17 protein-coding genes and 2 pseudogenes are annotated in these 22,418 nt (G+C 66.2%); 9 read left to right on the top strand and 10 right to left on the bottom strand.

Annotation, left to right across the window (positions count from 1 at the left end; all coding sequences use genetic code 11):
* Position 1 precedes the first annotated feature (1 nt).
* Together BM315_RS12245 and BM315_RS12250 are read left to right on the top strand one after the other, a co-directional pair.
* Entirely contained in the window at positions 2 to 463 is a 462-nt protein-coding gene (locus BM315_RS12245) for a potassium channel family protein (protein WP_090501309.1), read from the top strand.
* A gap of 145 nt (positions 464 to 608) precedes the next feature.
* Complete coding sequence (locus tag BM315_RS12250; RefSeq protein ID WP_090501311.1) at positions 609 to 1,076, top strand: YMGG-like glycine zipper-containing protein; 468 nt, start codon at positions 609 to 611, stop codon at positions 1,074 to 1,076.
* Positions 1,077 to 1,116: 40 nt separating this feature from the next.
* On the opposite strand, the gene BM315_RS12255 is transcribed toward BM315_RS12250, so the two are convergent.
* Together BM315_RS12255 and BM315_RS12260 are read right to left on the bottom strand one after the other, a co-directional pair.
* On the bottom strand, positions 1,117 to 1,620 hold the full coding sequence (locus BM315_RS12255) for a phosphate-starvation-inducible protein PsiE (RefSeq protein ID WP_090501313.1): 504 nt from the start codon (positions 1,618 to 1,620) through the stop codon (positions 1,117 to 1,119).
* Positions 1,621 to 1,877: 257 nt separating this feature from the next.
* The gene (locus BM315_RS12260) at positions 1,878 to 2,345 is read right to left on the bottom strand and encodes an aminoacyl-tRNA deacylase (RefSeq protein ID WP_090501315.1); all 468 of its coding nucleotides are present in this window, start codon (positions 2,343 to 2,345) and stop codon (positions 1,878 to 1,880) included.
* A gap of 277 nt (positions 2,346 to 2,622) precedes the next feature.
* Here BM315_RS12260 and BM315_RS12265 point away from each other — a divergent pair, with 277 nt between their 5' ends.
* The 3 genes from BM315_RS12265 (at position 2,623) to BM315_RS12275 (ending at position 5,342) form a co-directional block, all read left to right on the top strand.
* Positions 2,623 to 2,883 carry a YebG family protein gene (locus tag BM315_RS12265; protein ID WP_090501317.1) on the top strand — a complete coding sequence of 87 codons (261 nt, stop codon included), beginning with the start codon at positions 2,623 to 2,625 and terminating at the stop codon, positions 2,881 to 2,883.
* A 342-nt stretch (positions 2,884 to 3,225) separates the two neighbouring features.
* Positions 3,226 to 4,521 carry a ferredoxin reductase family protein gene (locus tag BM315_RS12270; protein ID WP_090501319.1) on the top strand — a complete coding sequence of 432 codons (1,296 nt, stop codon included), beginning with the start codon at positions 3,226 to 3,228 and terminating at the stop codon, positions 4,519 to 4,521.
* Complete coding sequence (locus tag BM315_RS12275; protein ID WP_090501320.1) at positions 4,518 to 5,342, top strand: cytochrome b5 domain-containing protein; 825 nt, start codon at positions 4,518 to 4,520, stop codon at positions 5,340 to 5,342. The genes BM315_RS12270 and BM315_RS12275 overlap by 4 nt, the downstream gene beginning before the upstream one ends.
* 249 nt (positions 5,343 to 5,591) lie before the next feature.
* Here the strand turns inward: BM315_RS12275 and BM315_RS12280 are convergent, their stop codons facing one another.
* From BM315_RS12280 to BM315_RS12295, 4 genes are all read right to left on the bottom strand, one after another.
* The gene (locus BM315_RS12280) at positions 5,592 to 6,701 is read right to left on the bottom strand and encodes a dihydrolipoamide acetyltransferase family protein (RefSeq protein ID WP_090501321.1); all 1,110 of its coding nucleotides are present in this window, start codon (positions 6,699 to 6,701) and stop codon (positions 5,592 to 5,594) included.
* A 139-nt stretch (positions 6,702 to 6,840) separates the two neighbouring features.
* On the bottom strand, positions 6,841 to 7,827 hold the full coding sequence (locus BM315_RS12285) for an alpha-ketoacid dehydrogenase subunit beta (RefSeq protein WP_090501323.1): 987 nt from the start codon (positions 7,825 to 7,827) through the stop codon (positions 6,841 to 6,843).
* Positions 7,820 to 8,914 carry a pyruvate dehydrogenase (acetyl-transferring) E1 component subunit alpha gene (gene pdhA, locus BM315_RS12290; protein WP_090501325.1) on the bottom strand — a complete coding sequence of 365 codons (1,095 nt, stop codon included), beginning with the start codon at positions 8,912 to 8,914 and terminating at the stop codon, positions 7,820 to 7,822. The genes BM315_RS12285 and pdhA overlap by 8 nt, the downstream gene beginning before the upstream one ends.
* A 69-nt stretch (positions 8,915 to 8,983) precedes the next feature.
* A complete protein-coding gene (locus BM315_RS12295; protein ID WP_090501327.1) occupies positions 8,984 to 10,003 on the bottom strand; it encodes a Leu/Phe/Val dehydrogenase in 1,020 nt (339 codons plus the stop codon).
* 178 nt (positions 10,004 to 10,181) lie between these two features.
* On the opposite strand from BM315_RS12295, the gene BM315_RS12300 reads away from it, so the two are divergent.
* Entirely contained in the window at positions 10,182 to 10,982 is an 801-nt protein-coding gene (locus BM315_RS12300; RefSeq protein ID WP_090501329.1) for a SirB1 family protein, read from the top strand.
* 159 nt (positions 10,983 to 11,141) lie between these two features.
* On the opposite strand, the pseudogene BM315_RS25455 reads toward BM315_RS12300, so the two are convergent.
* The 4 genes and pseudogenes from BM315_RS25455 to BM315_RS12315 all read right to left on the bottom strand — a co-directional run.
* Positions 11,142 to 11,327: pseudogene (locus tag BM315_RS25455) on the bottom strand (response regulator transcription factor); the annotation flags it as partial.
* Positions 11,328 to 11,426: 99 nt separating this feature from the next.
* Positions 11,427 to 13,658: pseudogene (locus BM315_RS12305) on the bottom strand (winged helix-turn-helix domain-containing protein); the annotation flags it as partial.
* Between the two features lie 156 nt (positions 13,659 to 13,814).
* Positions 13,815 to 15,179 carry a DUF1329 domain-containing protein gene (locus BM315_RS12310; protein WP_090501333.1) on the bottom strand — a complete coding sequence of 455 codons (1,365 nt, stop codon included), beginning with the start codon at positions 15,177 to 15,179 and terminating at the stop codon, positions 13,815 to 13,817.
* A gap of 28 nt (positions 15,180 to 15,207) precedes the next feature.
* On the bottom strand, positions 15,208 to 16,974 hold the full coding sequence (locus BM315_RS12315; RefSeq protein ID WP_090501335.1) for a DUF1302 domain-containing protein: 1,767 nt from the start codon (positions 16,972 to 16,974) through the stop codon (positions 15,208 to 15,210).
* 263 nt (positions 16,975 to 17,237) lie between these two features.
* Here BM315_RS12315 and BM315_RS12320 point away from each other — a divergent pair, with 263 nt between their 5' ends.
* The 3 genes from BM315_RS12320 (at position 17,238) to gcvP (ending at position 22,267) form a co-directional block, all read left to right on the top strand.
* Entirely contained in the window at positions 17,238 to 18,638 is a 1,401-nt protein-coding gene (locus tag BM315_RS12320; RefSeq protein WP_090501337.1) for an NAD(P)/FAD-dependent oxidoreductase, read from the top strand.
* Positions 18,639 to 19,018: 380 nt separating this feature from the next.
* Positions 19,019 to 19,402, top strand: coding sequence for a glycine cleavage system protein GcvH (gene gcvH / locus BM315_RS12325; protein ID WP_090501339.1), 384 nt, complete (start codon positions 19,019 to 19,021; stop codon positions 19,400 to 19,402).
* A gap of 9 nt (positions 19,403 to 19,411) precedes the next feature.
* Positions 19,412 to 22,267 carry an aminomethyl-transferring glycine dehydrogenase gene (gene gcvP / locus BM315_RS12330; protein ID WP_090501341.1) on the top strand — a complete coding sequence of 952 codons (2,856 nt, stop codon included), beginning with the start codon at positions 19,412 to 19,414 and terminating at the stop codon, positions 22,265 to 22,267.
* Positions 22,268 to 22,418: the final 151 nt, after the last annotated feature.

The raw sequence follows: 22,418 nt of genomic DNA on the forward strand, positions 1-22,418 counted from the left end.
CATGCTGCTCAACCTGTTGGTCGGCCTGCCCGTGATGCTGCTGTGCCTGGTCATGGAGGCCATCTTCGTGACCCTGTGCCTGCGCTACTACGCCAACCACTACAAGCGCTTCAAGGATTCCGGGCGGAGCCATAAAACGCTTGCCCTGGATATCCTGCTGCTGGGGATGGTGATGCTGCTGATGCTGCTCGGCAATTTCGCCCAGATGATCATCTGGGCCGCACTGTTCATGCTGATTGGCGAGTTCGAGGAAGTCGCCACAGCGATGTATTACTCGGCGGTCAACTTCGCCACCCTGGGCTACGGCGATATCGTCATGTCCGAACGCTGGCGCCTGCTCGGTCCGTTGGAGGCAGCTAACGGCATCCTGATGTTCGGCGTTTCCACCGCGGTGATGACCGCTGCGGTGATGGATGTGATCAAGCACAACATCGCCCGGCTGCAGCAGAGCCAACAACCGTGAAGCAGATAAAGGCCTGGTCCTGCTGATGAGCGAAGCACTACGCCCTGCAAAATTGCGCGGCATCATGGCCGGTAAAAGCTAGGCTATGAAGTGACCGTCAGAAGTTGACCTTGCCAACCCACTTGGAACGGGAGTAGTGCCCGCCATGAACAAATCCTCCCCCCTCTATATAGCCACGCTCTGCTCGATAGTGAGCCTCGGCGTTACGGCCGAGACGGTCGTTCCGCTCCAGGGCCAATCGCCCCAGACCATTCAGCAGGACATCAGCGAATGCCAGGCCCAGGCCGGCAACACCAGCAGCACCAGCACCACCGGTTCGCAGTCCGGCGGCCGCGCCCGCGGCGCGGTGGCCGGCGCAGCGGCTGGGGCAACGGTCGCCGGGGTACGCGGCCGTCAGCATGAGGAGGTGTACGACCGCCTCGACGATGACCTCAAACAAGAGTACCGGCAGAACCAGGCCAGGGATGCGGCGGTGGCCGGCGCGGTAGTGGGTGGATCCCGGCAACGCCAGGAGCGCCGCCAGGATCGCAGAACTGCCGAGCAAAGCACTGCGGCCAGCTCTTCCGCCTATACCAATTGCCTGCAGCAACGCGGCTATCAGGTAACACCCTGAGCCTGCGAGAGCGGCTGACACGACGGCAAGCACGCCCCCTTCAATCATCGCCCTGGGTGTCGTCCTTCTCCGCCGCGTTGTCGGCCGGGTTGCGGCGCATGCGTGGCCCATCGGTTTGCACCGAAGGGAAGCGCGCGGAGGCGTAGCGCACCACCAGAATCGCCACCGCCAGCAACAGGATCGCCCCGGAAATCAGCACCACGCCCATATCCGGGCGATGGTGGTGCGACACGTCGGAGATCAGCAAACGGGTCAGCGCGGTGATCGCCACATAGATCAGGAAACGGATCGGCATATGGTTGGTCTTGAAATAGATCCCGACCATCGCCCCCAGTTCGAGGTAAATGAACAGCAGCAGGATGTCGTCGACCGTGGTGTGGCCCTTATCGACCATGCCGCTGAACGCCATCACCGCCGCCCAGGCGGTAGCCCCGCCGATGGCGAACAACGCCAGGTAGTGAAAGCCTTCGACCAGCAGGTTGCCGAGCGATTCGGCCAGTCCATGCAGGTTCTCACGCAGCGTCTCGGCCCAATTCAATTTCAAGATGCAGCTCCTCGGAGGGGGAAAATATCGAGCGCCGTCGCGAGGCCGCCGCTGTAGGCGAGCGTTTTCTCGCAAGCGCTCGGTAATAGGCTCGCCGCCATGATCGAACCCGCAAATGACGATTGGATTATGCCGGATGAGGCGCAGCCGCAAGGCCGACAAGCCCGCCGTGCGACAATAAGCCACGCCCCCTCGCAACCCGGGGCGCCGAGTGAAATCGGGCGGCACCGCACACCGCGACGCCGCCCCGGGTCAGGCTATTCGCTGATAGGTCCACACTGGGCGGTCGGCATGAGCTGGAGAAACTGCTCCGCGCTCATATGCACCAAACCTTCATGATCGCCCGACTCGAAATACACATCCTTGAGCGCCGTCAGCGCCTCGTCGATCAGGGTTTCCATCTCGAAGGCGCTGCCCACCGGCGGAATCGCGCCGTTCGCGCAGTCGCTGAAACGCGGACCGAACTCGTTCTCCCGCGCCAGCCGCCAGTGGCGCTTGGTCAGTTTGCGCACCTTGTTGAGGTCGACCTGGTGGGTCGCCGGCACTACCGCCATCAGCCAATGGCCCTGAAAGTCGTCGAGGATCACCGACTTGGCTACCAGGTGCGGCGCCACACCGGCGCGGCGCGCCGCTTCACGAGCAGTCATCGAGGGATAGTGCTGGAGCATGTCGTAGTGGGAGTGCTGTTGTGACAAGTAATTTTGCAAACGGTTGGCCATGGTCATGATGCACCTCCTAACGTTGGCCTGAGAATCGACGCCAGCCCCCGCCTCCCGCTGAAGCCCACGCCAACCGGGTACTGCCGCGACGGGAGTATTGCGAGCCGTCCGGGTATCTTCCCGCCCTGTTTCGGGCCGCGTCTGGCTCCTACAAGTTTAGTGCATGGGCAAGACCGTGAGCGATGCACTAGCAGGCCTCGGTCAACTGCTTTACACTGCGCCAGCACTGTATATATAAACAGTTTTCTTACAACCCATCAGCGTGAAGGCTTAGAGGTGATGAATGGCCGTCGAAGTGGTGTACCGCAGCAGCCGGGATCTGGAGCGTTTATTCATGGATAAAGCCGAAGCCGACCGTCATGACAAGATGCTCGAACTGGCCGAGCTGCTCACCGAGGTATTGCAAAAGGCCGTGCCTTCGCTAAACGAGCAGCAAGGCGAAGAGCTGGGCATCTTCATGGCCAAGAACCGCGAGATCTTCGCCAAGGCCTTCAAGAACCAACCGGATGCCCTGAGTGAACTGGGCCAAGCCGAGGCCGAATAACCACGGCTGCCACAGGAACGGCCACCCCGCCCTCGACGCCGCGCGGTCGCCCAGCAAACTGGAGGAAAATGCGTCTGTCGGCTTGTGGGTACCTGTAGGAGCGGCCCATGGCCGCGAAACGCTTTTATTACCAAAGCTTCGCGGGCATGGCCCGCTCCTACCCATCAGTCAGGCCGATGACTCGCACTGCGTGGCCCGGATGCAGGCGTAGCTAGCGTCGCCCTCTTCACCTCACCTCGCTGCCCACGCTTTCGGCCATCCTGATGACCCAGGTCATTGTCGCCGATCGGCAGTAGCTGAGACCCTGAAGCTCTTGCGCAGTGGATATCCAAGGAAAGCCCCATGCCCAGGAAAATCGAGCCTGGCGACATCCTGCTTGCCGTGCTGGTGCTGACACCGCTCGCCATGGCCGGACCGAGGCTATGGGAACTGCCGGGCGATGGGGCTATCTGGCTGCTCTCTCTGGCTGGTCGGGTTACAGGCGTACTGGGACTCTCCGCATTGCTGGTAACGGCGGCCATGTGCGTGCGTCTGCCAGGGCTGGACCGCTGGTTTGGTGGCCTGCCGCGCCTGTGGCTACTGCACCGGCGTCTGGGTTTCAGCGCCTTTCTGCTGATCCTCGGCCACGTGCTTCTGCTGAGCTTCGCGGCGCTGCCGTTGTCGCTGGAGCAGGCGTTGCGGGTGCTATTTCCACCGCTCGCCCATGCACCGATCTGGGCCGGCTGGCTGGCCCTGGCGGCGCTGATCGTCGCCCTAGCGCCGACCTTCCAGGTGTCGGCCATCCACTATCAACGCTGGAAGCGCCAGCACCTGCTGTCTGCGGCCGCCCTGCTGCTGGCCTTGCTGCATGCCCTGCCGCTGATCCCCGAACGCGCCGCCTGGTGGCTGCTGAGCCTGCTGGCCCTGGCCGCGATCGCCTGGCGCAAGCTGCTGGCCCCGGTTCTGGCCCGGCGCGAGTACCGGGTCGCCCAGGTCACCCCACTGGCCGCGGATGTGGTGGAAATCAGCCTGGCGCCCAAGCACCAGGGCATCGTCCATAGCGCCGGACAATTCGTCTACCTGACCCCACAGGATCCATCGCTCGACGCCGGGTACGCAGAAGAGCACCCCTTCACCGTCAGCTCTGCGCCCGGCGCTGGCGAATTGAAGCTGGGAATCAAGGCACTCGGCGATGCCAGCCTGGCTCTGCAGACGCTGACGCCGGGCAGCCGGGTACAGGTCGAGGGGCCGTACGGGCAGTTCTTCGCACGCCGGGCAGCGCAGCGCAAGCAGCTGTGGCTGGGCGGGGGCATCGGCATCACCCCCTTCGTCGGCGCGGCCCGGCATCTGGCGGAGCGGCCCGATCACTTCACTCACGTGGCGTTGTTCTACCTGGCCAATCGCCCGGCGCGCGCCTATTACCACGAGGAACTCGAACGGATCGCCAGCGCCCACGAACAACTGAGCCTGTGCATCCACTACTTCTCCTGCTGCGGCCCCCTCAGCGAGGCCTTCCTGCGTGAGCATTGCCCCGACTTCGCCGAGCGCGAGCTCTACATCTGCGGCCCGCCGGCGATGCTCGAGTACCTGCACGGCCTGCTGGCCACGGCCGGGGTCGACCGCGCATTCATCCACACGGAGGCATTCGATTTCCTATGAGCCTGAACAAGATCGCCTACACCGCTCTGGTCGCCTTCATCAGCGTCGTGCTGACGCTGTTGGCAACCGGTTTACTCATGGGCCGCTCGCCCGAGCCCGCGGCCGACACACTCAGACCGATCGGCGCAGCGGAACTGGCCGCGCACAATCATCGCGACAGTTGCTGGAAGGCCATCGACGGCAAGGTCTATGACGTCACGCCCTACCTCCCCGAGCACTCCGGCGACGAGGCCCTGACACTGGACTGGTGCGGCAAGGACGCCAGCACGGCGTGGCACAACAAGCGGCCCGGAAAGGCCCACAGCCCCAGCGCGGCGCTGTTGCTGCAAAGCTATTTGATCGGCCAGTTCGCATCATCGGCCACAGCCGCCGCACCACCCCGGCAGGCCCTGACTACGCCGCCGGGCGCAGCTGACAGATCGCCGCGCCCGTCCGCCAAGGTACTACTGGGCCTGGCACCGGGCACCTACCTGGACGGCATCTATCGTGGCCAGTTTTCCGACCGCGGCGAGATGCAGGTCAGCCTGCAGTTCAGCCTGCGCGAACACCGCCTACACGACATCGAACTGCGCTACCTCGCCTATGCCGGCGTCAACTACCTGAAACTGAGCGAGGAACACCCCTCCTATCCGGTGCTCCGACAATACCGGCAAGGCATCGCCCACCTGGAGGGCCAGCCCCTCGCCAACCTCTTCGACCTCTACGAGCCGGGTCAGGTGGTCGAGGACATCGACGCATTCAGCGGCGCTACCCTACGCGCCAGCAAGATCATCTCGGCCGTGCGCGATGCCCTGAACCGCGGGGTATATCAGTGGCAGTGAACAACTAGGGCCAGTCTTGGCAGGCCGGAGGAATGGCTATGCAGCCGCCATGAGCGGATGGCAAAACGTGGGCTGGGCGGCGACGGGCTAAAACCCACCCGTCTGTGGATCGCAGATCCAGGGCAGCCCAGCTGCCGGCAACCTTGTCATTTAGCGAGGCTTCGGCCAGGGTCATGACACCGGCATCCTTGCTCCCGGAGTCACTCATGTCAGCCCTGTGCCCAAGCGTCGCTCCCAAGGCCGAGTGGGTCAACCCTCGCCCTGCTCCAGCGCCTGCACCAGCGCCTTGAGAAAGCGCGCGGCCTCGCCGCCGGTGACCGCGCGGTGGTCGAAGGTCAGCGACAGCGGCAGGATCGGATGCACCACTACCTTTCCCCCCACCGCCACCGGTTCCTCGCGGATACCGCCGGCACCGATGATCGCCACCTGCGGCGGCATCACCACCGGGTTGGCGTAACGGCCGAACAGGGTGCCGAAGTTGGACAGGGTGAGGGTCGCGCCCATCATCTCCTGGGGCGGGATCGAGCGCGCCTTGACGTCGGCGCGCAGGCGCGCAATGCCTTCCTTCAAGTCCTCGGCCGTGCGCGCGCCGACGTTGCGCAACACCGGTACGAACAGACCGTCCGCGGTATCCACGGCGATGCCCAGATCGAGCTGGGCGTGACGCTTGAGCGACAGCCCCTTGCCATCGAACCAGCTGTTGAGTACCGGTTCGGCCTGACAGGCGGCGGCGATCGCCTGGGCGATGCGCACCAGTGGATCGCGCGCCTGCGCCCAGCGATGCAGATCGGCGTCGCCGACAATGAACACCGGCACCACCTCGGCATGCGAGCGCGCCATGTTGATCGCCATGCTGCGCCGCACCCCGCGCAGCTTGTCGCCGCCGAACTTGTCGCGGGCCGACTGGGTCGCGGCCTCGACATCGCCACGGGTGATCAGGCCGCCCGCTCCGGAGCCGCTCAGGCCACTCAGGTCGACGCCCAGCTGGCGGGCCAGTTGGCGCACCGCCGGGGTCGCGCGCGGCGCCAGATGTTCACGGGTCGAAGGCGCGGCGCCGACGAAGAAGCTGTCCGCCTGCGCCTCGCCGCCGCCTTCCAAACGGCCGACCACGGTGCCGGCATCGGCCTCGCCCTCGTAGGCCAGCAACGGCTCGCCGACATGCAGGATGTCGCCCTCGGCGCCGAAGGTCTTGGCTACCACGCCGTCGTAGGGCGCGGGAATATCGACGATGGCCTTGGCGGTTTCCACCGAGACCAGCAGTTGGTCGGCCTTGACCGCCTCACCGGCCTTGACGTGCCACTCGACGATCTCGGCCTCCTGCAGGCCTTCGCCCAGGTCGGGCAGTTTGAAGTATTTCATCTCTCGTTCTCCCCTCGATTCGCTTGTCCTGCATAGCCGGGTCGACGGCCTGGTGCGCACGGCGCACCCTACGCCGAGTGGCCTCCATCCCGTAGGGTGCGCGGGGCCGTCTAGGTCGCGCGCACCATTGCCCCATGCATCACGCGTAATCCAGCACCGTCTCGCAGGCCGCGAGGATATCCGCGACGCCGGGGATATAGAGTTGTTCCAGGCGGTACAGTGGCGGCGGAATATCCGGTGCGGTGACCCGCTGGATCGGCGCCTGCAAATCCAGCAAGGCGCGCTCGTACAGGCTGGCGGCGATCTCCGCGCCGACCGCGCAGCTCTTCGGCGCCTCGTGCACGATCACGCAACGCCCGGTCTTGCGCACCGAGGCCTCGAGGGTGTCCAGGTCCAGCGGCTTGACGCAGGCGACGTCGATCACCTCGGCGGACACCCCGCGCTCCTCCAGTTGCGCGGCGGCCTGCAGGGTCTCATGGACGCTGGCGCCCCAGCTGATCAGGGTCAGGTCGCTGCCCTCGCGCAGGGTGAAGCAGCTGTCCAGCGGCAGGCGCTTGCCATCGTCATGCAGCACCTGCGGGTTCATCCGGTACAGCCGGGTCGGCTCGAGGAAGATCACTGGATCGGGGTCGTCGATGGCCGCCAGCAGCAGACCGTAGGCGCGTGCCGGCGAGGACGGGATGACCACGCGCAGGCCGGGAATATGGGCGAACAGCGCCTCGGTGCTTTCACTGTGGTGTTCCGGCGCGCGGATACCGGCGCCCATCGGCGTGCGCAACACCATCGGGCAACTCAAGCGGCCACGGGTGCGATTGCGCAGGCGACTGGCATGCGAGACCAACTGATCCAGCGCTGGGTAGATGAAGCCCATGAACTGGATTTCCAGGACCGGCTTCAAGCCTTGCGCGGCCATGCCGACCGCCAGCCCGGCGATCATGGTTTCGGCCAGCGGCGTGTCGATCACCCGCTTGAAGCCGAAGGTGTCGCGCAGGCCGGCCGTGGCGCGGAACACCCCGCCGTTGACGCCGACGTCCTCGCCCAGCACCACCACATCCAGATCCTCGTACATGGCCCGGTGCAAGGCCAGGTTGATCGCCTCCAGCAGGCTCAGTTTGGCCTCACTCATGGCTTGCCTCCTCACGCCGGGCGACGCGCTCCAGGAGCATGTCGCGCTGCTCGGCCAGCGCCGCCGGCCACTGCGCGTAGACATAGTCGAACAGGGTCTCGGCGGGCGCATTGCCGACTGCCTCGAAGGCTTCGACCGCCTGTTGTACCAGGCCCTGACACTCGCCGATCAACGCCTGCTCGCGGCCCTCATCCCACACGCCCTGAGCGGCCAGATAGCTCTGCAGACGCTTGACCGGCTCTTCCTGCCAGGCCTGTTTGACCTCTTCGGCACTGCGGTAGCGGGTGGCATCGTCGGCGGTGGTGTGGTCGCCGAGGCGGTAGCTGAGGCACTCCAGCAACACCGGCCCCTTGCCGTGGCGGGCACGCTCCAGGGCGACCTGCATACGCTCGTAAACCGCGATGATGTCGTTGCCGTCGACCTGCTCGCCGGGAAAACCTGCGCCTAGGGCCTTCTGCGCCAGGGTCGGTGCGCCGCACTGGATGCGCCTGGGCACCGAGATCGCCCACTGGTTGTTGTTGACCACGAACACCACCGGCAACTGCCAGGCGCCGGCGACGTTGAGCGCTTCGAGAAAATCGCCCTTGCTGGTCGCGCCATCGCCGCAGGTGGTGACGGCGACACGGTGCTCGCCGCGGATCTTCATCGCCGTGGCCACCCCGCAAGCATGCAGGGCCTGGGTGGCGATCGGCACGCAGAGCGGGAAATCCTGGGCCACCGCCGGGTCGGCGTAGGCGCTGCCGCGCTCGTCACCGCCCCAGTAGAGGAGGATTTCCTCCATCTTCACTCCGCGCATGACCTGCACCGCAGTGTCGCGGTAATAGGGCACCAGCACGTCCTCGGGCTTCATCAAGGCGCCGATGGCCACGCCTATGGATTCCTGGCCGATGGTCGGCGCGTAGGTGCCGATGCGTCCGGTGCGTTGCAGGGCCACGGCCTTCTGGTCGAACAGCCGGGTCAGGACCATCTGCCGGTACAGGCGCACCAGCAGGTCGAAATCGTCGGCCCAGGCCGGCAAGGCGCCGAGCAGACGGCCCTGCGCATCGAGGTAACGGGTAAGGGGTATGTCGGGGTTGAACGGGTTCATGGGCGATTCCTCGGCACCTTGTGGGCGTGCTTACAGCCGCCGACGCTCGTGGCATCGGCAGACCCCGGCTCAGCCATACAGCAAGCGTTCGGCCAGGGCATCGGCGACCCGCGCGGGTGAGCGCTTGTCGGCCTGGGAGTGGGCATAGATCTCGGTCAGGCGCCGGCTGATCTGCTGCAGGTGTGTGGTGATCGCCGCCAGACTCTCGCCGCGGTGCCTGAGGGCGACATAGATCAGCCCGCCGGAATTGATCACGTAATCCGGCGCATAGAGAATCCCGCGCGCCTGCAGGATGTCGGCGATGTCGGCACTGGCCAGTTGATTGTTGGCCGCGCCGGCCACTGCCGAACAACGCAGTTGGCCGACCGTTTCACCATTCAGCACGCTGCCGAGACCGCAGGGCGCGAGAATGTCGCAGGGGGTGGCGAGCAGGGCATCGCTGGCCACCGGATGGGCGCCCAGTTGCTCCACCGCCAATTGCACCCGACCGCGATCCAGGTCGCTGACCAGCAACTCGACGCCAGCCGCATGCAGCTGCTCGGCCAGCGCATAGCCCACATGGCCGAGCCCCTGGATGGCCACGCGCAAGCCGTGCAGATCATCGCCGCCCAGACGCGCCTGGGCCGTGGCGCGAATGCCGGCGAATACGCCCATGGCCGTGTGCGGCGAAGGGTCGCCGCCCTCGGTGGTGCTGGTGACGTGCCGGGTGTGCTGGGCGATGCAGTCCATGTCGGCGGTGGAGGTGCCGCTGTCCACCGCGGTGATGTAGCGGCCGTTGAGCGTCTCGATGAAGCGGCCGAAGGCCTCGAACAGAGCCCCACGATTGTCGACATGCGCCGGCCGGATGATCACCGCCTTGCCGCCACCCTGGGCGAGGCCGGCCAATGCGGCCTTGTAGCTCATGCCCTGGGCCAGGCGCACGGCATCGCGGATCGCACTCTGCTCGTCGGGGTAGGCCAGGTAGCGGCAACCACCGAGAGCCGGGCCGAGACGTGTGTTGTGGATGGCGATTATGGCCTTGAGGCCCGTGGCTGGATCCTGCGTGAGGTGCAATTCCTCAAGCCGGGCGGCTTCCATCATGGCGAACATGCTGTGGCTCCCTTGCTTCTGGTTACAGCCAGTATAGGTGCAGCCCCCGAAATCGCCCGGCCAGGCCGGCATAAGTGCGGCCTTGGGCAAAGCCAAGTTGCATAAACAGAATATCCAGGCGCAACACTGGACGCCGCCCACCAAGGCGGTTACAACCGAGTCTTGCGCGGAGGTAACCATGAGCCCACGCCAGACCTGTCTTGCCTGCCTTGAGCGGGAGCCGCCCGCGGTCTTCGAGGCGGCGCTGTGGATTGCCGCCGAACACGACGCGACGCTGCAACCGGCCGAGGTGCTGGGTGAATTCGCCACGCTGCAGCAGCAAGTCAGCCTCGGCTTGCCCGCCTTGCCGCCTCAGGAACTGGCGCAACCGCTGCTGCGGCGCCTGAGCGAACTGGATTTTTGCGAAGACGACAGCCCGCCACGACCGCAGGTCGCCCTGCTGCACAAGGTGCTCCAGCGCCGCCGCGGACAACCGCTGTCACTGGCCTTGATCGCCCTGGAGCTGGCGCGGCGGCTGGGGATTCCCTTGCAAGGGGTGAATTTTCCCGGGCATTTCCTGCTGCGGGTGGCGGGGGCCGACCACCTGCTCGACCCCTGCGGCGGACGGCGCCTGTATACCCGCGACTGTCGCGAGCTGCTGATCCGCTACCAGGGCGCCCAGGCCGAACTCAGCGCCAGCCACATGCGCGCCTGCGACGGGCGCAGCATGCTGCAACGGCTCTCGCGCAACCTGCATCAGCTGCACCTGCTGGACGAGGACTACCTCGCGGCACTGAAGGATGCCGAGCGCGTGCTGCTGCTGGGCGCACCCACGGTGGCCGACCACCTGGCCCGCGCCGAACTGTACCAGCGCCTGGAGTGCCCCCAGGCCGAGCGCTTCGATGTGCAACACGCCCTGCTGCTGTGCGAAGACCCGGCGCAACGCATGCTGCTCGCCGAACGCCTGCGCCAGCTCGCCACGCCACCGGTCCTGCATTGACTCACCCGGGCGGCGATCCGTTCGGCGCGTAGGGCGGCCGGGGCGCCGTCCGCTCGTAGCGCAGCGACAACCCGCCAGCTTTGCGCCACGCCGGCGAACCATGGCGTACTGCCTGCGGCGAGTAGCGCCCTACGGTGTGACAACAAGACATTGCCTTGCTTACAACAGCCCCAGCGCCTTGGCCCGCGCCACGGCCTGGGTGCGCCGGGCCACGCCGAGCTTGCCGTTGATGCGCCGCGCATGGGTCTTCACCGTGTGCAGGGAGATGAACAGCTGTTCGGCGACTTCCTGGTTGGACAGGCCTTGGGCGATCAGGCGCAGTACGGCCAGCTCGCGGCAGCTCAGGCAGGCCTCTGCTGGCACCGGCGCCTCTGCGGTGGCCGCCAGGGGCAGTTCGTCCGCGGCGAACCACAGCCCCTGGTAGTTGAGGCGCTGACGCAGGCTGTGCGCGGCCTGACGCGCCTGGTCCGCCATCGGCAGATCGGCGCAGGCGCTGCAGGCCTCGGCGTAAGTTGACCAGAGTTCACTGGCGAACGCCTGACGGCCCTGCGCCACGGCCTGCTCGAGCAACCGCTGCAGCGCCTCGCGGACATCGCTGCCACGCGCCATGTCGAGGCACAACAACAGATGTTCCAGACGCGGGAACAACTCGGGAAAATTCGGCGGTGGCACGCTGGTTTCCAGTCGGTGGCCGAGCACCCGGGTCAAGGCTTCGCGCGCACGCCGGTGATGCCCCTGGTAGATCCACAGGCGGCTGCTGGCCAGCAACAGCACGCCGCGATACAGGCTGTCGCTGACCCGCTGACGCTGCATCCAGCGCTCGGCTTCGGCCAGTTGGGCGAACGCGGCAGGCAGATCGCGCCGGCAGGTGGCCAACTCGGCCAGACCCAGATAGCCATGAAAGGCCCCCGGATCGCCGCCGGCCAGGGCATCCTCGAGCCCGGCTTGCAGCTGGCTGGCCGCCTGCCCGATGCAACCCTGGCGCAACGCCAGGCGCCCCAGACGCAGGAGGATCCTGCCGTGCACCGGGGTCCGGCGTAGCGACTGCGCGTCCATCTGGACGAGCACCCGCTGCAGCAGCGCCTCGGCGCGGGCGAACTCGCCGCGCGCCTCCAGCAGCAGTGCATGATCGAGTTCGAGCAAGGCCTCGAACACCGCGCTGCCGCAAAGCCGCGCCTGCTTCAGCACCTCGTGGCTGAGCTGCTGCGCCTGCTCCAGCCGGCCCTCGCCGATGGCGATCTGGGTCAGTATCGAACGGCACAGCAGGCTCTGCGCCCAGGCGCTCTGCGGCAACGCCGGCAGCGCCTCGAGCAGGTGCGCGCGCGCCTCTGCCGCATGGCCACGACCATAGGCGGCAATCCCGCGAATCGCTTGCCACTGGGCGAACAGTTCGGCCAGGCGCTCGGCATCGGCACGCGGTTGAAAGCGCGCCAGTTGGTCGACGCAGGCCCGTGCCTCTTCCAGGCGCCCGACCAGCAACAAGGCCCAGGCATTCAGCAGGATCAGGCGCGGCGTACTGCTCAGCAGGCTGTCCGGCAGTTCGCTGCGCCAATGCAGGATCAGCGCCAGATCCTGGCCCTGGAGCAGTTGTTCCTCGGTGAAGCGTTCGAGAAAACTGGCCGCGACTTCCGGCTGCCCCCCCTTGAGCGCATGTTCCACCGCCGCACGCGCTTCGCCGTGGGCGGCGAACCACTGGCTGGCATGCAGGTGCAGGCTGGTGCAGGGCGCGACCCTGGTCCGCTGCTGCAGCAGCTGCGCCAGCGGTGGGAAGACCTCGAACCAGTCCGCCGCGCCCTCCACTTCCTGGATGAACAGGCCGCGTGCGCGCAACGCCTGCAGCCAGGCCGCGCCCTCCCCCACGCCGAGCAGGTGTTCGCAGAGTTCATCGTTGAAGCGCGGAATCTGCGCCAACTGGCAGAGCGCATGGTGCAGTTCGGCGGGCAGGCCGTGCAGCACCTCATGTTCGATATAGTCGCGCAGCAGCGCGTTATGTTCCTCACACAGCGGCGAGCCCTCACGCTCGCCGTGGGCGGCCAGCAGACGCAAAGCCGCCGGCCAGCCGCGGGTCAGGGCGAACAACTGGTCCGCGCGGCTGCAGCGCAGCGTATCCACATGCACCAACCAGGCACCGACCTCATCCGCAGTGAAGGCCAGATCCGCGCCCCCCAGCTCGAACAACTCGCCCTCCAGCAGCAGGCGCGGCAGATTGCAGGCCGGCCGCCGTCGGCTGCCCAGCCACCAGCAGAGATTGGCCGGCGAAGCGCAGAGCAAACGATCGAGACAGGCATCGAGTTCGTCATCGGGCTCACGCGCATAGTCGTTGAGCATGATCCACAAGGCGCGTGGCTCCCGCTGCACGGCAACCAACAGCTCGGTTTCGCTCAGGCCCGGCGGGTAATCGAGGGCGATAGACAGCTGCCGGCAGAACTCCGCCGGCGAGGCTGACTGCCCTGCACAGTTGAGCCACAATGGCGAACACTCGGGCGGGCAGGCACGGGCGCAATCGGCGAGCAGCACCGACTTGCCGAACCCCGCCGGGGCGATCAGCAGCCGCAGGCGGCAGTCCCGGGCAAGCAGGCGACGCTGCAGCGGCTCGCGCTGGACATGCCCAGGCGGCTGGCGCGGCAGCAGGCTCTTCGACGAGGCGATAGGCAAGGATGACGGGTAGGCGGTCATGACGGCTCGTATTGATTTTGTACTGGGAGCAGTACTCACGAGGCTAGACCCGGGCGCAGGCAGACAATAGCTGTATCAGCATTGCTGATAATCGGCGATAAAAACAGGCGGCCCGCAGGCCGCCCGATCATGCAGGAGCTAGCTTGCCGGTGGGCCTCAGCGCACGCCGGAGCTGCGCAGGGCCGCCGGGGTGTAGTCGGCGGCACTGGCCTTGAAGCCGAAGGCGTAGGCCGATTTCTCTTCGTTCTTCATGCCCAGGGCCAGGTAGCGCCCGGCGACGATGTCGTAGAGAGCCTCCAGGGTGTAACTCGGCACCTGGTGATTGTAGTAATTCTGCGCATGCCCCTCGGCGACGCGCCACAACTGGCCGCGACCGTCGTAGTGGTCGACCAGGGCCAGCTGCCAGCTGTCCTCGTCGAAATACAGGTGGCGCTTGGCGTAGATGTGCCGCTCGCCGGACTTCAGCGTGGCCTCCACTTCCCACACCCGGTGCAGCTCGTAACGGGTCAGGTCCTGGTTGATGTGCCCGGCCTTGATCACGTCGTCGTACTCCAGGCTCGGCGAGTCCAGCTTGTAGCTGTTGTAGGGGATGTACATCTCCTTCTTGCCGACCAGTTTCCAGTCGTAGCGATCCGGCGCGCCGGAGAACAGGTCGAAGTTGTCCGCGGTGCGCATGCCGTCGGCCGCGGTGCCCGGCCCGTCGTAGGCCACCTGCGGGGCACGGCGCACGCGGCGCTGGCCGGCGTTGTAGATCCAGGCCAGGCGCGGCTCCTTGACCTGGTCGATGGTCTCGTGGACCAGCAGCACGTTGCCGGCCAGGCGCGAGGGCGCGGTCACCCGCTGCTTGAAGTAGAGCAGGATGTTGGCAGCCTTGGCCGAATCGACGTCGGGCATGTCGGCGGGGAAGGCCACCTCGTCCTCGAACTTGACCAGGCTGTAGGAGCCATTGGTCTGCGGGGTCGCCTGGGTGATCCAGCGGCGCACGTTGCCCCCGCGGTAGCGGGTGATGTGGTTCCACACCACCTCGACCCCGCTCTTGGGGATCGGGAAGGCGTAGTAACGGCTGTCGCTGAAGTTCTGCAGGCCGTTGCCGCCATCGATGCTGCTGGTGTTGAGCGCGCTCTGCTTGGCCGCGGCATAGACTTCAGCGGGCACCGCAGCGCTGCGGTGGGTCGGGTAGACCGGGATCTTGTAGCTGTCGGCATAGCGCTTGAACATCGCCATTTGCCCGGCGGACAGCTTGTCCTGGTACTGCGCGGCATTGGCCGCGGTAATGGTGAACAGCGGCTGCTCGCCCGCGAACGGGTCGGCGAGGAAGCCCTTGGCGTCGACCGCGCCGGCGCTGGTCGACAGGCCACCGGTCCAGGCCGGGATGCTGCCGTCGGCATTGCCGGCCATTTCCGCGCCGAGCGGGGTCAGGCTGGTGCCCAGTTGCGCGGCTTCCTGTTCGGAGACGGCGGCCATCACACTGGTCGCCAGCAGCGTCAGGGCCAGCGTTTGCAGGATTCTTGTAGTTTTCATCAGGTACGGATCCCTTGCGCGTGGTTGATCAGAAGTTCGCACCGAAACTCAGGGCGACGAAGTCGCGGTCGGTGACGGTGTTGTAGTCGCCGCCGAAGAAGTCGGTGTAGCTGAGGCTGGCGTTGTAGGTGTTCTGGTAGTCGGCTCTGAGGCCGAGGCTGACGGCCTTGCTGCCCTCGTTGAAGTTCGGCCCGTAACCGTCGACGTCGTGCGACCAGGCCACGCTCGGGGTCAGGTTGATTCCGGCGAAGACGTTGCTGTAGTCGGCGCTGGCAACCAAGCGGTAGCCCCAGGAACTGTCGGTGTAGAAGCCGTCGCCCTGGCACTCGTCCGGGTTGGCGGCGTTGAATGCGGCGCACACGCCCGGCACGCTGAATTCGCCGGCACCGTAGATCGGGTCGCGACCGAAGCGCAGTTCGCTGGGATCGTCCTTGATGCCGCCGATGTGGTTGTAGCCCACTTCGCCGACCAGGGTCAGGCGGCTGGCGCCGAGCACCCGGTCGATGAACTGGATCGCGGTGAGCTGGGCCTGGGTGAAGGGCTTGCGCTCGTAGCCGTGGATATCGCCGCTGCTGACGTTGAGCGCATGACCGCTCTCGAACACCGGGTTGAACGGCAGGCCGAGGGCGGCGAAGGACAGGTCGGTGGAGTTGATCTGCATCGGCATGTTCGGCCGGTAGCTGACTTCACCGGACAGCGCGGTGCCGCCGAGGTTGGTCTGGAAGCTCAGCCCGTAGAGGCGGATATCTTCCGGGTATTCGATGAAGTAGCGGGCGTTCGGCGCGCCGGGGATGAAGCTGACGAAGTTCGGCGTGGTGGTGCGGATGGTGCTGAATACCGGACCGCGGCTGTGGTAGTTCAGCGCGTAGAGGCCGAACTCGGTGTCGTTCAACTGCTCGGCGAACCAGCGCAGGGCCACCCCGTACTGGCCGCTGTCGCGCGCATCGCGGTCGCCGGCACGCGGGATGTAGGCGTTGTCGACGAAGGAGTTGCTCGACTCGCCCGGCGGCAGATCCGGGCCGAACACGGTCAGGCGATCATCGCAGCCGTCGGCGACCACATCGGTGGTGGAGAAGAAGGTGCCGCAGTTGTCCACCACGGTCTGATCCCACTCCAGCTGATAGAAGGCTTCCATGCTCAGCGAGTCGCTCAGACCCTGCGACAGATAGAGCATATTGACCGGGATCAGGCCTTCCTTGATCTCCGCGCCGGGACGACGGAAAGCGGCGACGTCGACCGGGTTGATCGAGTTGATCGAATTCTGGATGAAGGTGCTCTCGCCCCAGCTGACCACCTGCTTGCCGACCCGCACGCTGCCCGGCAGATCGCCGATGTTGTAGTTGTGGTAGATGAAGGCATCGAGAATCTGCGCGCCGGAAGCCTGCGCCGCCTCCTTGCGGTTGTGATCGTCGATGCCATAGAACAGGCGGCTTTCGTCCTTGGTCTCGAAGTCGTACCAGTACTTGCCGCGCACGAACACGCCGCTGTCGCCGTACTTCAGCTCGAGGTCGTGGATGCCCTTGAAGATCTTCGAGAAGGTCTCGCCCTTCTTGAAATTCAAGCGACCGTCGTCCGAGGTGCGCGAGGAGGCCTTGCCGCCACTGGCGGTAGAAATGAAATCCGGGTCGGCGCCGCGCACCGACCAGCTGGCGCCGATCGATAGCGCGGAATCGAATTGCGCTTCGAGTTCGCCGACATTGAACGTGATCGCCTGGACCGGCGCGACACAGCCCAGCGCGACGGCAACTGCCAGTGCGCACGGCTGGAAGCTTGCATGCCTTGTTTTTGTTGTCATGCGGCTCTCCTGGAAAGCATGGTTGCGTGTTGAGGTCCCAAGCTACCCAGCGTCATCCGTGCGGATAAGCGCCCGAAAGAGGGATTTGCCCTGTCAGCCGAAAGAGTGAACACCCCTCTAGGACGCAGCCTTGGCGCCGACCCATGAGCCGGCTCGATGGCCTGCCATAGCGCCGGTGAATAGCGCCAGCCAACGCACGCCGCGGGACAAAGCGCCTTGCGCCGGCTAGGCTGGCGGCACATGCGCACATAAGGAGAAAAGCGATGTCGCCGCCCATCAGCCTGTGGATGGATCGACTCGACCCGCCCCTGAGGCCGCGCCCGGCCCTGCAGGGCTGCCTGGAGGTCGACGTGGCAATCATCGGTGCCGGCTACACAGGGTTGTGGACGGCCTATTACCTCAAGTGCCAGGCGCCCGAACTGCGCATCGCCGTGGTCGAGGCCGAGTACGCCGGCTTTGGCGCCTCCGGGCGCAACGGCGGTTGGCTGATGGGCGGCCTGCTCGGCGATGAGCGCCTGCTCGCCGGCCTGCCCGCCGAACAGCGGCGCGCCGCCTTCGACCTGCTGCACGGCATCCCCGACGAGGTGGCCAGCGTCCTGCTGCGCGAGGACATCGCCTGCGACTACCGCAAGGGGGGCGTGCTCTATTGCGCGGCGCGTTACCCGGAACAGGAACGCCGCCTGCGCGCCTGGCTCGACTCGCTGCATGGCCAAGGCCTGAGCGAAGCCGACTACCGCTGGCTGCCGCCGGACGAACTGGGCCAGCAGCTGCGCATCAACAACCCGCTCGGCGCCATCCACAGCCCGCACTGCGCGACCATCCAGCCGGCCAGACTGGTGCGCGGCCTGGCCCAGACGGTCGAACGCCTGGGCGTGCAACTGTTCGAGCAGAGCCGCGTGAGCCATTGGCAGCCGGGCCTGCTGCGCACCGCCCAGGGCGAGCTGCGCGCCGACTGGGTGGTGCCGGCGGTGGAAGGCTACGCCGCCGAACTGCCGCTGCTGCGCCGCTATCAGCTGCCGGTGCAGAGCCTGCTGCTGGCCACCGAGCCGCTGTCGAGCAGCCAGTGGGACGCGATCGGCCTCGAGCGCGGCCAGGCCTTCAGCGAATTCAGCCGCCAGGTCACCTACGGCCAGCGCAGCGCCGACGACCGCCTGGTGTTCGGCGCCCGTGGCGGCTACCGCTTCGCCGGTAAGCTGCGCCAGGACTTCAACCTGAATGCCGAGGAAATCGGCCTGCGCCGCTACCTGTTCGGCGAGCTGTTCCCGCAGTTGCGCAACACCCGGATCAGCCATGGCTGGGGCGGCAACCTCGGCATGGCGCGGCGCTTCCAGCCGCACATGCTGCTCGACCGCGCCAACCGCATCGCCCTGGCCGGCGGCTACGGCGGCGAAGGTGTCGGTGCCAGCAACCTCGGCGGGCGCACCCTGGCCGAGCTGATCCTCGGCCGCAGCAGCCAGTTGACCGCGCAGCCCTGGGTGCTCGGCGAACGCCCGCTGTCGGCCCTCAAGGCCTGGGAGCCGGAACCCTGCCGCTGGCTCGGCTACAACGCCATAGTGCGCAGCTTCGTCCATGAGGATCGCATCCTCGCCAACCCCCACAGCCCTGCCTGGCGCCGCGCCCTGGCCGGCAAGCTGGCGGACTTCATGGAAGGGCTGATGCGCTGAGTACCCGGGACGATGACCAGGGTTCTGGAGCCCGAACAAGCGTCAGCGCAATCCGGGGCCTCCACTCGGCCAGGCCAGACCGTAGCGAAATCAATACAGCGTAACGAAAGCAACACGAGAGCGACATGGACCTGCCAACCCGCGACATCACAGGCTTTGCCTCGCCGTTTCTGCACCACCCCGCCCACACTGTATCGAATTCGCTACACAAGGATTATCCGCAGTTATTCCAAATAAATTATAAGCTATTGATTTTATTGATAAAAACAACAATGGCACCGCCCTTGCTATGCTCTAGCCAAAGCGTTCGCTGCCTGTCACGAGCGCCTTGTTCATCGCCCGCACGAGAAAGGGCGAGTCTGACTACTTGAGGAATTCACATGAGCGAGTTGCGTTTTACCGTTGAACACGAATGGCTGCGTCAAGACGCCGATGGCCTGGTCACCGTTGGCATTACCGCCTACGCTCAGGAAGCCTTGGGTGACGTGGTGTTCGTGCAACTGCCGGACCTGCAGAACTATGCCGAAGGCGCAGAAGTCGCGGTGCTGGAGTCGGTAAAAGCGGCCAGCAACATCGCCATGCCGCTGGACGGCGAAGTGCTCGAAATCAACCCCGAGCTGGAAGCCAGCCCGGAACTGGTCAACCAGGACCCGCTGGGCCAGGGCTGGTTCTTCCGCTTCCGTCCAACCAATGCCAGTGCCGTGGCCGACCTGCTCGACCAGGCCGCTTACGAGCGCCTGCTCAACGCCAACGCCGACGCCTGAGAGAGCGAAATGACCGATCTGACCACCCAGAACGAATTTATCGCCCGCCATATAGGCCCGCGTGAGGCCGATACCGCCGCCATGCTCGGCGCACTCGGTTTCGACTCCCTCGACGCCCTGACCGCCAGCGTGATCCCCGAGAGCATCAAGGGCAGCAGCGTCCTCGGCCAGGCCCCGGGCCTGTCCGAAGCCGACGCCCTGGCCAAGATCAAGGCGATTGCCGGCAACAATCAGCAATTCAAGAGCTACATCGGCCAGGGTTACTACGGCACCCACACGCCGAGCGCGATCCTGCGCAACCTGCTGGAAAATCCGGCCTGGTACACCGCCTACACCCCCTACCAGCCGGAGATTTCCCAGGGCCGCCTGGAAGCGCTGCTGAATTTCCAGACCCTGATCATCGACCTCACCGGCCTGTCGATCGCCAACGCCTCGCTGCTGGATGAAGCCACCGCCGCCGCCGAAGCCATGACCTTCTGCAAGCGCCTGTCGAAGAACAAGGCCAGCAACGCCTTCTTCGCCTCGCAGCACTGCCACCCGCAGACCCTCGACGTGCTGCGCACCCGCGCCGAACCGCTGGGCATCGAGGTGGTGGTCGGCGACGAAAGCGCCATCACCGATGCCAGCGCCTACTTCGGCGCGCTGCTGCAATACCCGGCGAGCAATGGCGACATCTTCGACTACCGCGCGCTGATCGAGCGTTTCCACGCAGTGGGCGCCCTGGTCGCGGTAGCCGCCGACCTGCTGGCCCTGTGCCTGCTCACCCCGCCGGGCGAGTTCGGCGCCGACGTGGCCCTGGGCAGCGCCCAGCGTTTCGGTGTGCCGCTCGGTTTCGGCGGCCCGCACGCCGCCTACTTCGCCACCCGCGATGCGTTCAAGCGCGACATGCCGGGGCGCCTGGTCGGCGTCTCGGTCGATCGCTTCGGCAAGCCGGCCCTGCGCCTGGCCATGCAGACCCGCGAGCAGCATATCCGCCGCGAGAAGGCCACCAGCAACATCTGTACCGCCCAGGTGCTGCTGGCCAACATCGCCAGCATGTACGCCGTCTATCACGGCCCGCAGGGTCTGAGTGCGATCGCCCAGCGCATTCACCAACTGACCGCGATCTTCGCCCAGGGTCTGAGCAAGCTCGGCCTGAGCGTGGAGCAAGCGCACTTCTTCGATACCCTCAGCATCGCCACCGGCGAGCGTACCGCGCAACTGCACCAGCAGGCACGCGCGATGGGCATCAACCTGCGCCAGATCGATGGCCAGCGCCTGGGCCTGTCCCTGGACGAAACCAGCGACCAGGCCGCCGTCGAGCGCCTGTGGGAAGTCTTCGCCGAGCCGGGCCACAGCCTGCCGAGCTTCGATGAGCTGGCCGCCAGCGTCGCCGCGCGCCTGCCGCAAGGTCTGCTGCGCCAGTCGGCGATCCTGCAGCACCAGGTGTTCAACCGTTACCACTCGGAAACCGAGCTGATGCGCTACCTGCGCAAGCTCGCCGACAAGGACCTGGCCCTGGACCGCAGCATGATCCCGCTGGGCTCCTGCACCATGAAGCTCAACGCCGCCAGCGAAATGATCCCGGTGACCTGGGCCGAGTTCGGCAACCTGCACCCCTTCGCCCCGGCCGAACAGAGCCAGGGCTACCGGCAGCTGACCGACGAGCTGGAAGCCATGCTCTGCGCCGCCACCGGCTACGACGGCATCTCCCTGCAGCCGAACGCCGGCTCCCAGGGCGAATACGCCGGCCTGCTGGCGATCCGCGCCTACCACCAGAGCCGCGGCGACGAGCAGCGCGACATCTGCCTGATCCCGTCCTCGGCCCACGGCACCAACCCGGCGACCGCCAGCATGGCCGGCATGCGCGTGGTGGTGACCGCCTGTGACGCGCGCGGCAACGTCGACATCGCCGACCTGCGCGCCAAGGCCGAGGAGCACAAGGAGCGCCTGGCCGCGCTGATGATCACCTACCCCTCGACCCACGGTGTGTTCGAGGAAGGCATCCGCGAGATCGCCCAGATCATTCACGACAACGGCGGCCAGGTGTACATCGACGGCGCCAACATGAACGCCATGGTCGGCCTCTGCGCGCCGGGCCAGTTCGGCGGCGACGTCTCGCACCTGAACCTGCACAAGACCTTCTGCATCCCCCACGGCGGTGGCGGCCCGGGCGTCGGCCCGATCGGGGTCAAGGCGCACCTGATTCCCTTCCTGCCCGGCCACGCCAACATGGCACGCAAGACCGGTGCGGTCAGCGCCGCTCCATTCGGCAGCGCCAGCATCCTGCCGATCACCTGGATGTACATCAGCATGATGGGCGGCGAAGGCCTCAAGCGTGCCTCGCAGGTGGCCATTCTCAACGCCAACTACATCGCCCGCCGCCTCGAAGAGCACTACCCGGTGCTGTATTCCGGCAGCAACGGCCTGGTGGCGCACGAGTGCATCCTGGATATCCGCCCGCTCAAGGACAGTTCGGGCATCAGCGTCGACGACGTGGCCAAGCGCCTGATCGACTTCGGCTTCCACGCCCCGACCATGTCCTTCCCGGTCGCCGGCACCCTGATGATCGAGCCGACCGAAAGCGAATCCAAGGAAGAGCTGGACCGCTTCTGCGACGCCATGATCGCCATCCGCAATGAAATCCGCGCGGTGGAAACCGGCGCCCTGGACGCCATCGACAACCCGCTGAAGAACGCGCCGCACACCGCCCTGGAACTGGTCGGCGAGTGGAGCCACGGCTACAGCCGCGAGCAGGCGGTCTACCCGCTCGCCAGCCTGATCGACGGCAAGTACTGGCCACCGGTGGGTCGGGTCGACAACGTGTTCGGCGACCGCAACCTGATCTGCGCCTGCCCGTCGATCGAGGCTTACCAGGAGGCCTGAGGCAAAGTTGGAAAGTAGGATGGGTTGAGCGCAGCGATACCCATCACAGCGCTGCGTACTCGGCAACGATGGGTTACGCGGCGCTCAATAGCGGTGTCGTCGGCATGTTCAGTGCCATGCGCGGCTAACCTGCGCGGCCCGACCCATCCTA

The sequence above is a fragment of the Pseudomonas borbori genome (genome assembly GCF_900115555.1).
GTDB lineage: Bacteria > Pseudomonadota > Gammaproteobacteria > Pseudomonadales > Pseudomonadaceae > Aquipseudomonas > Aquipseudomonas borbori.

Excerpts from the sequence above, each read along its gene's own strand:
- BM315_RS12280 (WP_090501321.1), bottom strand. The coding sequence starts at position 6,701 with ATGAAATACTTCAAACTGCCCGACCTGGGCGAAGGCCTGCAGGAGGCC.
- BM315_RS12310 (WP_090501333.1), bottom strand. The coding sequence starts at position 15,179 with ATGAAAACTACAAGAATCCTGCAAACGCTGGCCCTGACGCTGCTGGCG.
- BM315_RS12295 (WP_090501327.1), bottom strand. The coding sequence starts at position 10,003 with ATGTTCGCCATGATGGAAGCCGCCCGGCTTGAGGAATTGCACCTCACG.
- gcvP (WP_090501341.1), top strand. The coding sequence starts at position 19,412 with ATGACCGATCTGACCACCCAGAACGAATTTATCGCCCGCCATATAGGC.
- pdhA (WP_090501325.1), bottom strand. The coding sequence starts at position 8,914 with ATGAACCCGTTCAACCCCGACATACCCCTTACCCGTTACCTCGATGCG.
- BM315_RS12315 (WP_090501335.1), bottom strand. The coding sequence starts at position 16,974 with ATGACAACAAAAACAAGGCATGCAAGCTTCCAGCCGTGCGCACTGGCA.
- gcvH (WP_090501339.1), top strand. The coding sequence starts at position 19,019 with ATGAGCGAGTTGCGTTTTACCGTTGAACACGAATGGCTGCGTCAAGAC.
- BM315_RS12275 (WP_090501320.1), top strand. The coding sequence starts at position 4,518 with ATGAGCCTGAACAAGATCGCCTACACCGCTCTGGTCGCCTTCATCAGC.
- BM315_RS12245 (WP_090501309.1), top strand. The coding sequence starts at position 2 with ATGCTGCTCAACCTGTTGGTCGGCCTGCCCGTGATGCTGCTGTGCCTG.
- BM315_RS12285 (WP_090501323.1), bottom strand. The coding sequence starts at position 7,827 with ATGAGTGAGGCCAAACTGAGCCTGCTGGAGGCGATCAACCTGGCCTTG.
- BM315_RS12250 (WP_090501311.1), top strand. The coding sequence starts at position 609 with ATGAACAAATCCTCCCCCCTCTATATAGCCACGCTCTGCTCGATAGTG.
- BM315_RS12320 (WP_090501337.1), top strand. The coding sequence starts at position 17,238 with ATGTCGCCGCCCATCAGCCTGTGGATGGATCGACTCGACCCGCCCCTG.
- BM315_RS12260 (WP_090501315.1), bottom strand. The coding sequence starts at position 2,345 with ATGACCATGGCCAACCGTTTGCAAAATTACTTGTCACAACAGCACTCC.
- BM315_RS12300 (WP_090501329.1), top strand. The coding sequence starts at position 10,182 with ATGAGCCCACGCCAGACCTGTCTTGCCTGCCTTGAGCGGGAGCCGCCC.
- BM315_RS12270 (WP_090501319.1), top strand. The coding sequence starts at position 3,226 with ATGCCCAGGAAAATCGAGCCTGGCGACATCCTGCTTGCCGTGCTGGTG.
- BM315_RS12265 (WP_090501317.1), top strand. The coding sequence starts at position 2,623 with ATGGCCGTCGAAGTGGTGTACCGCAGCAGCCGGGATCTGGAGCGTTTA.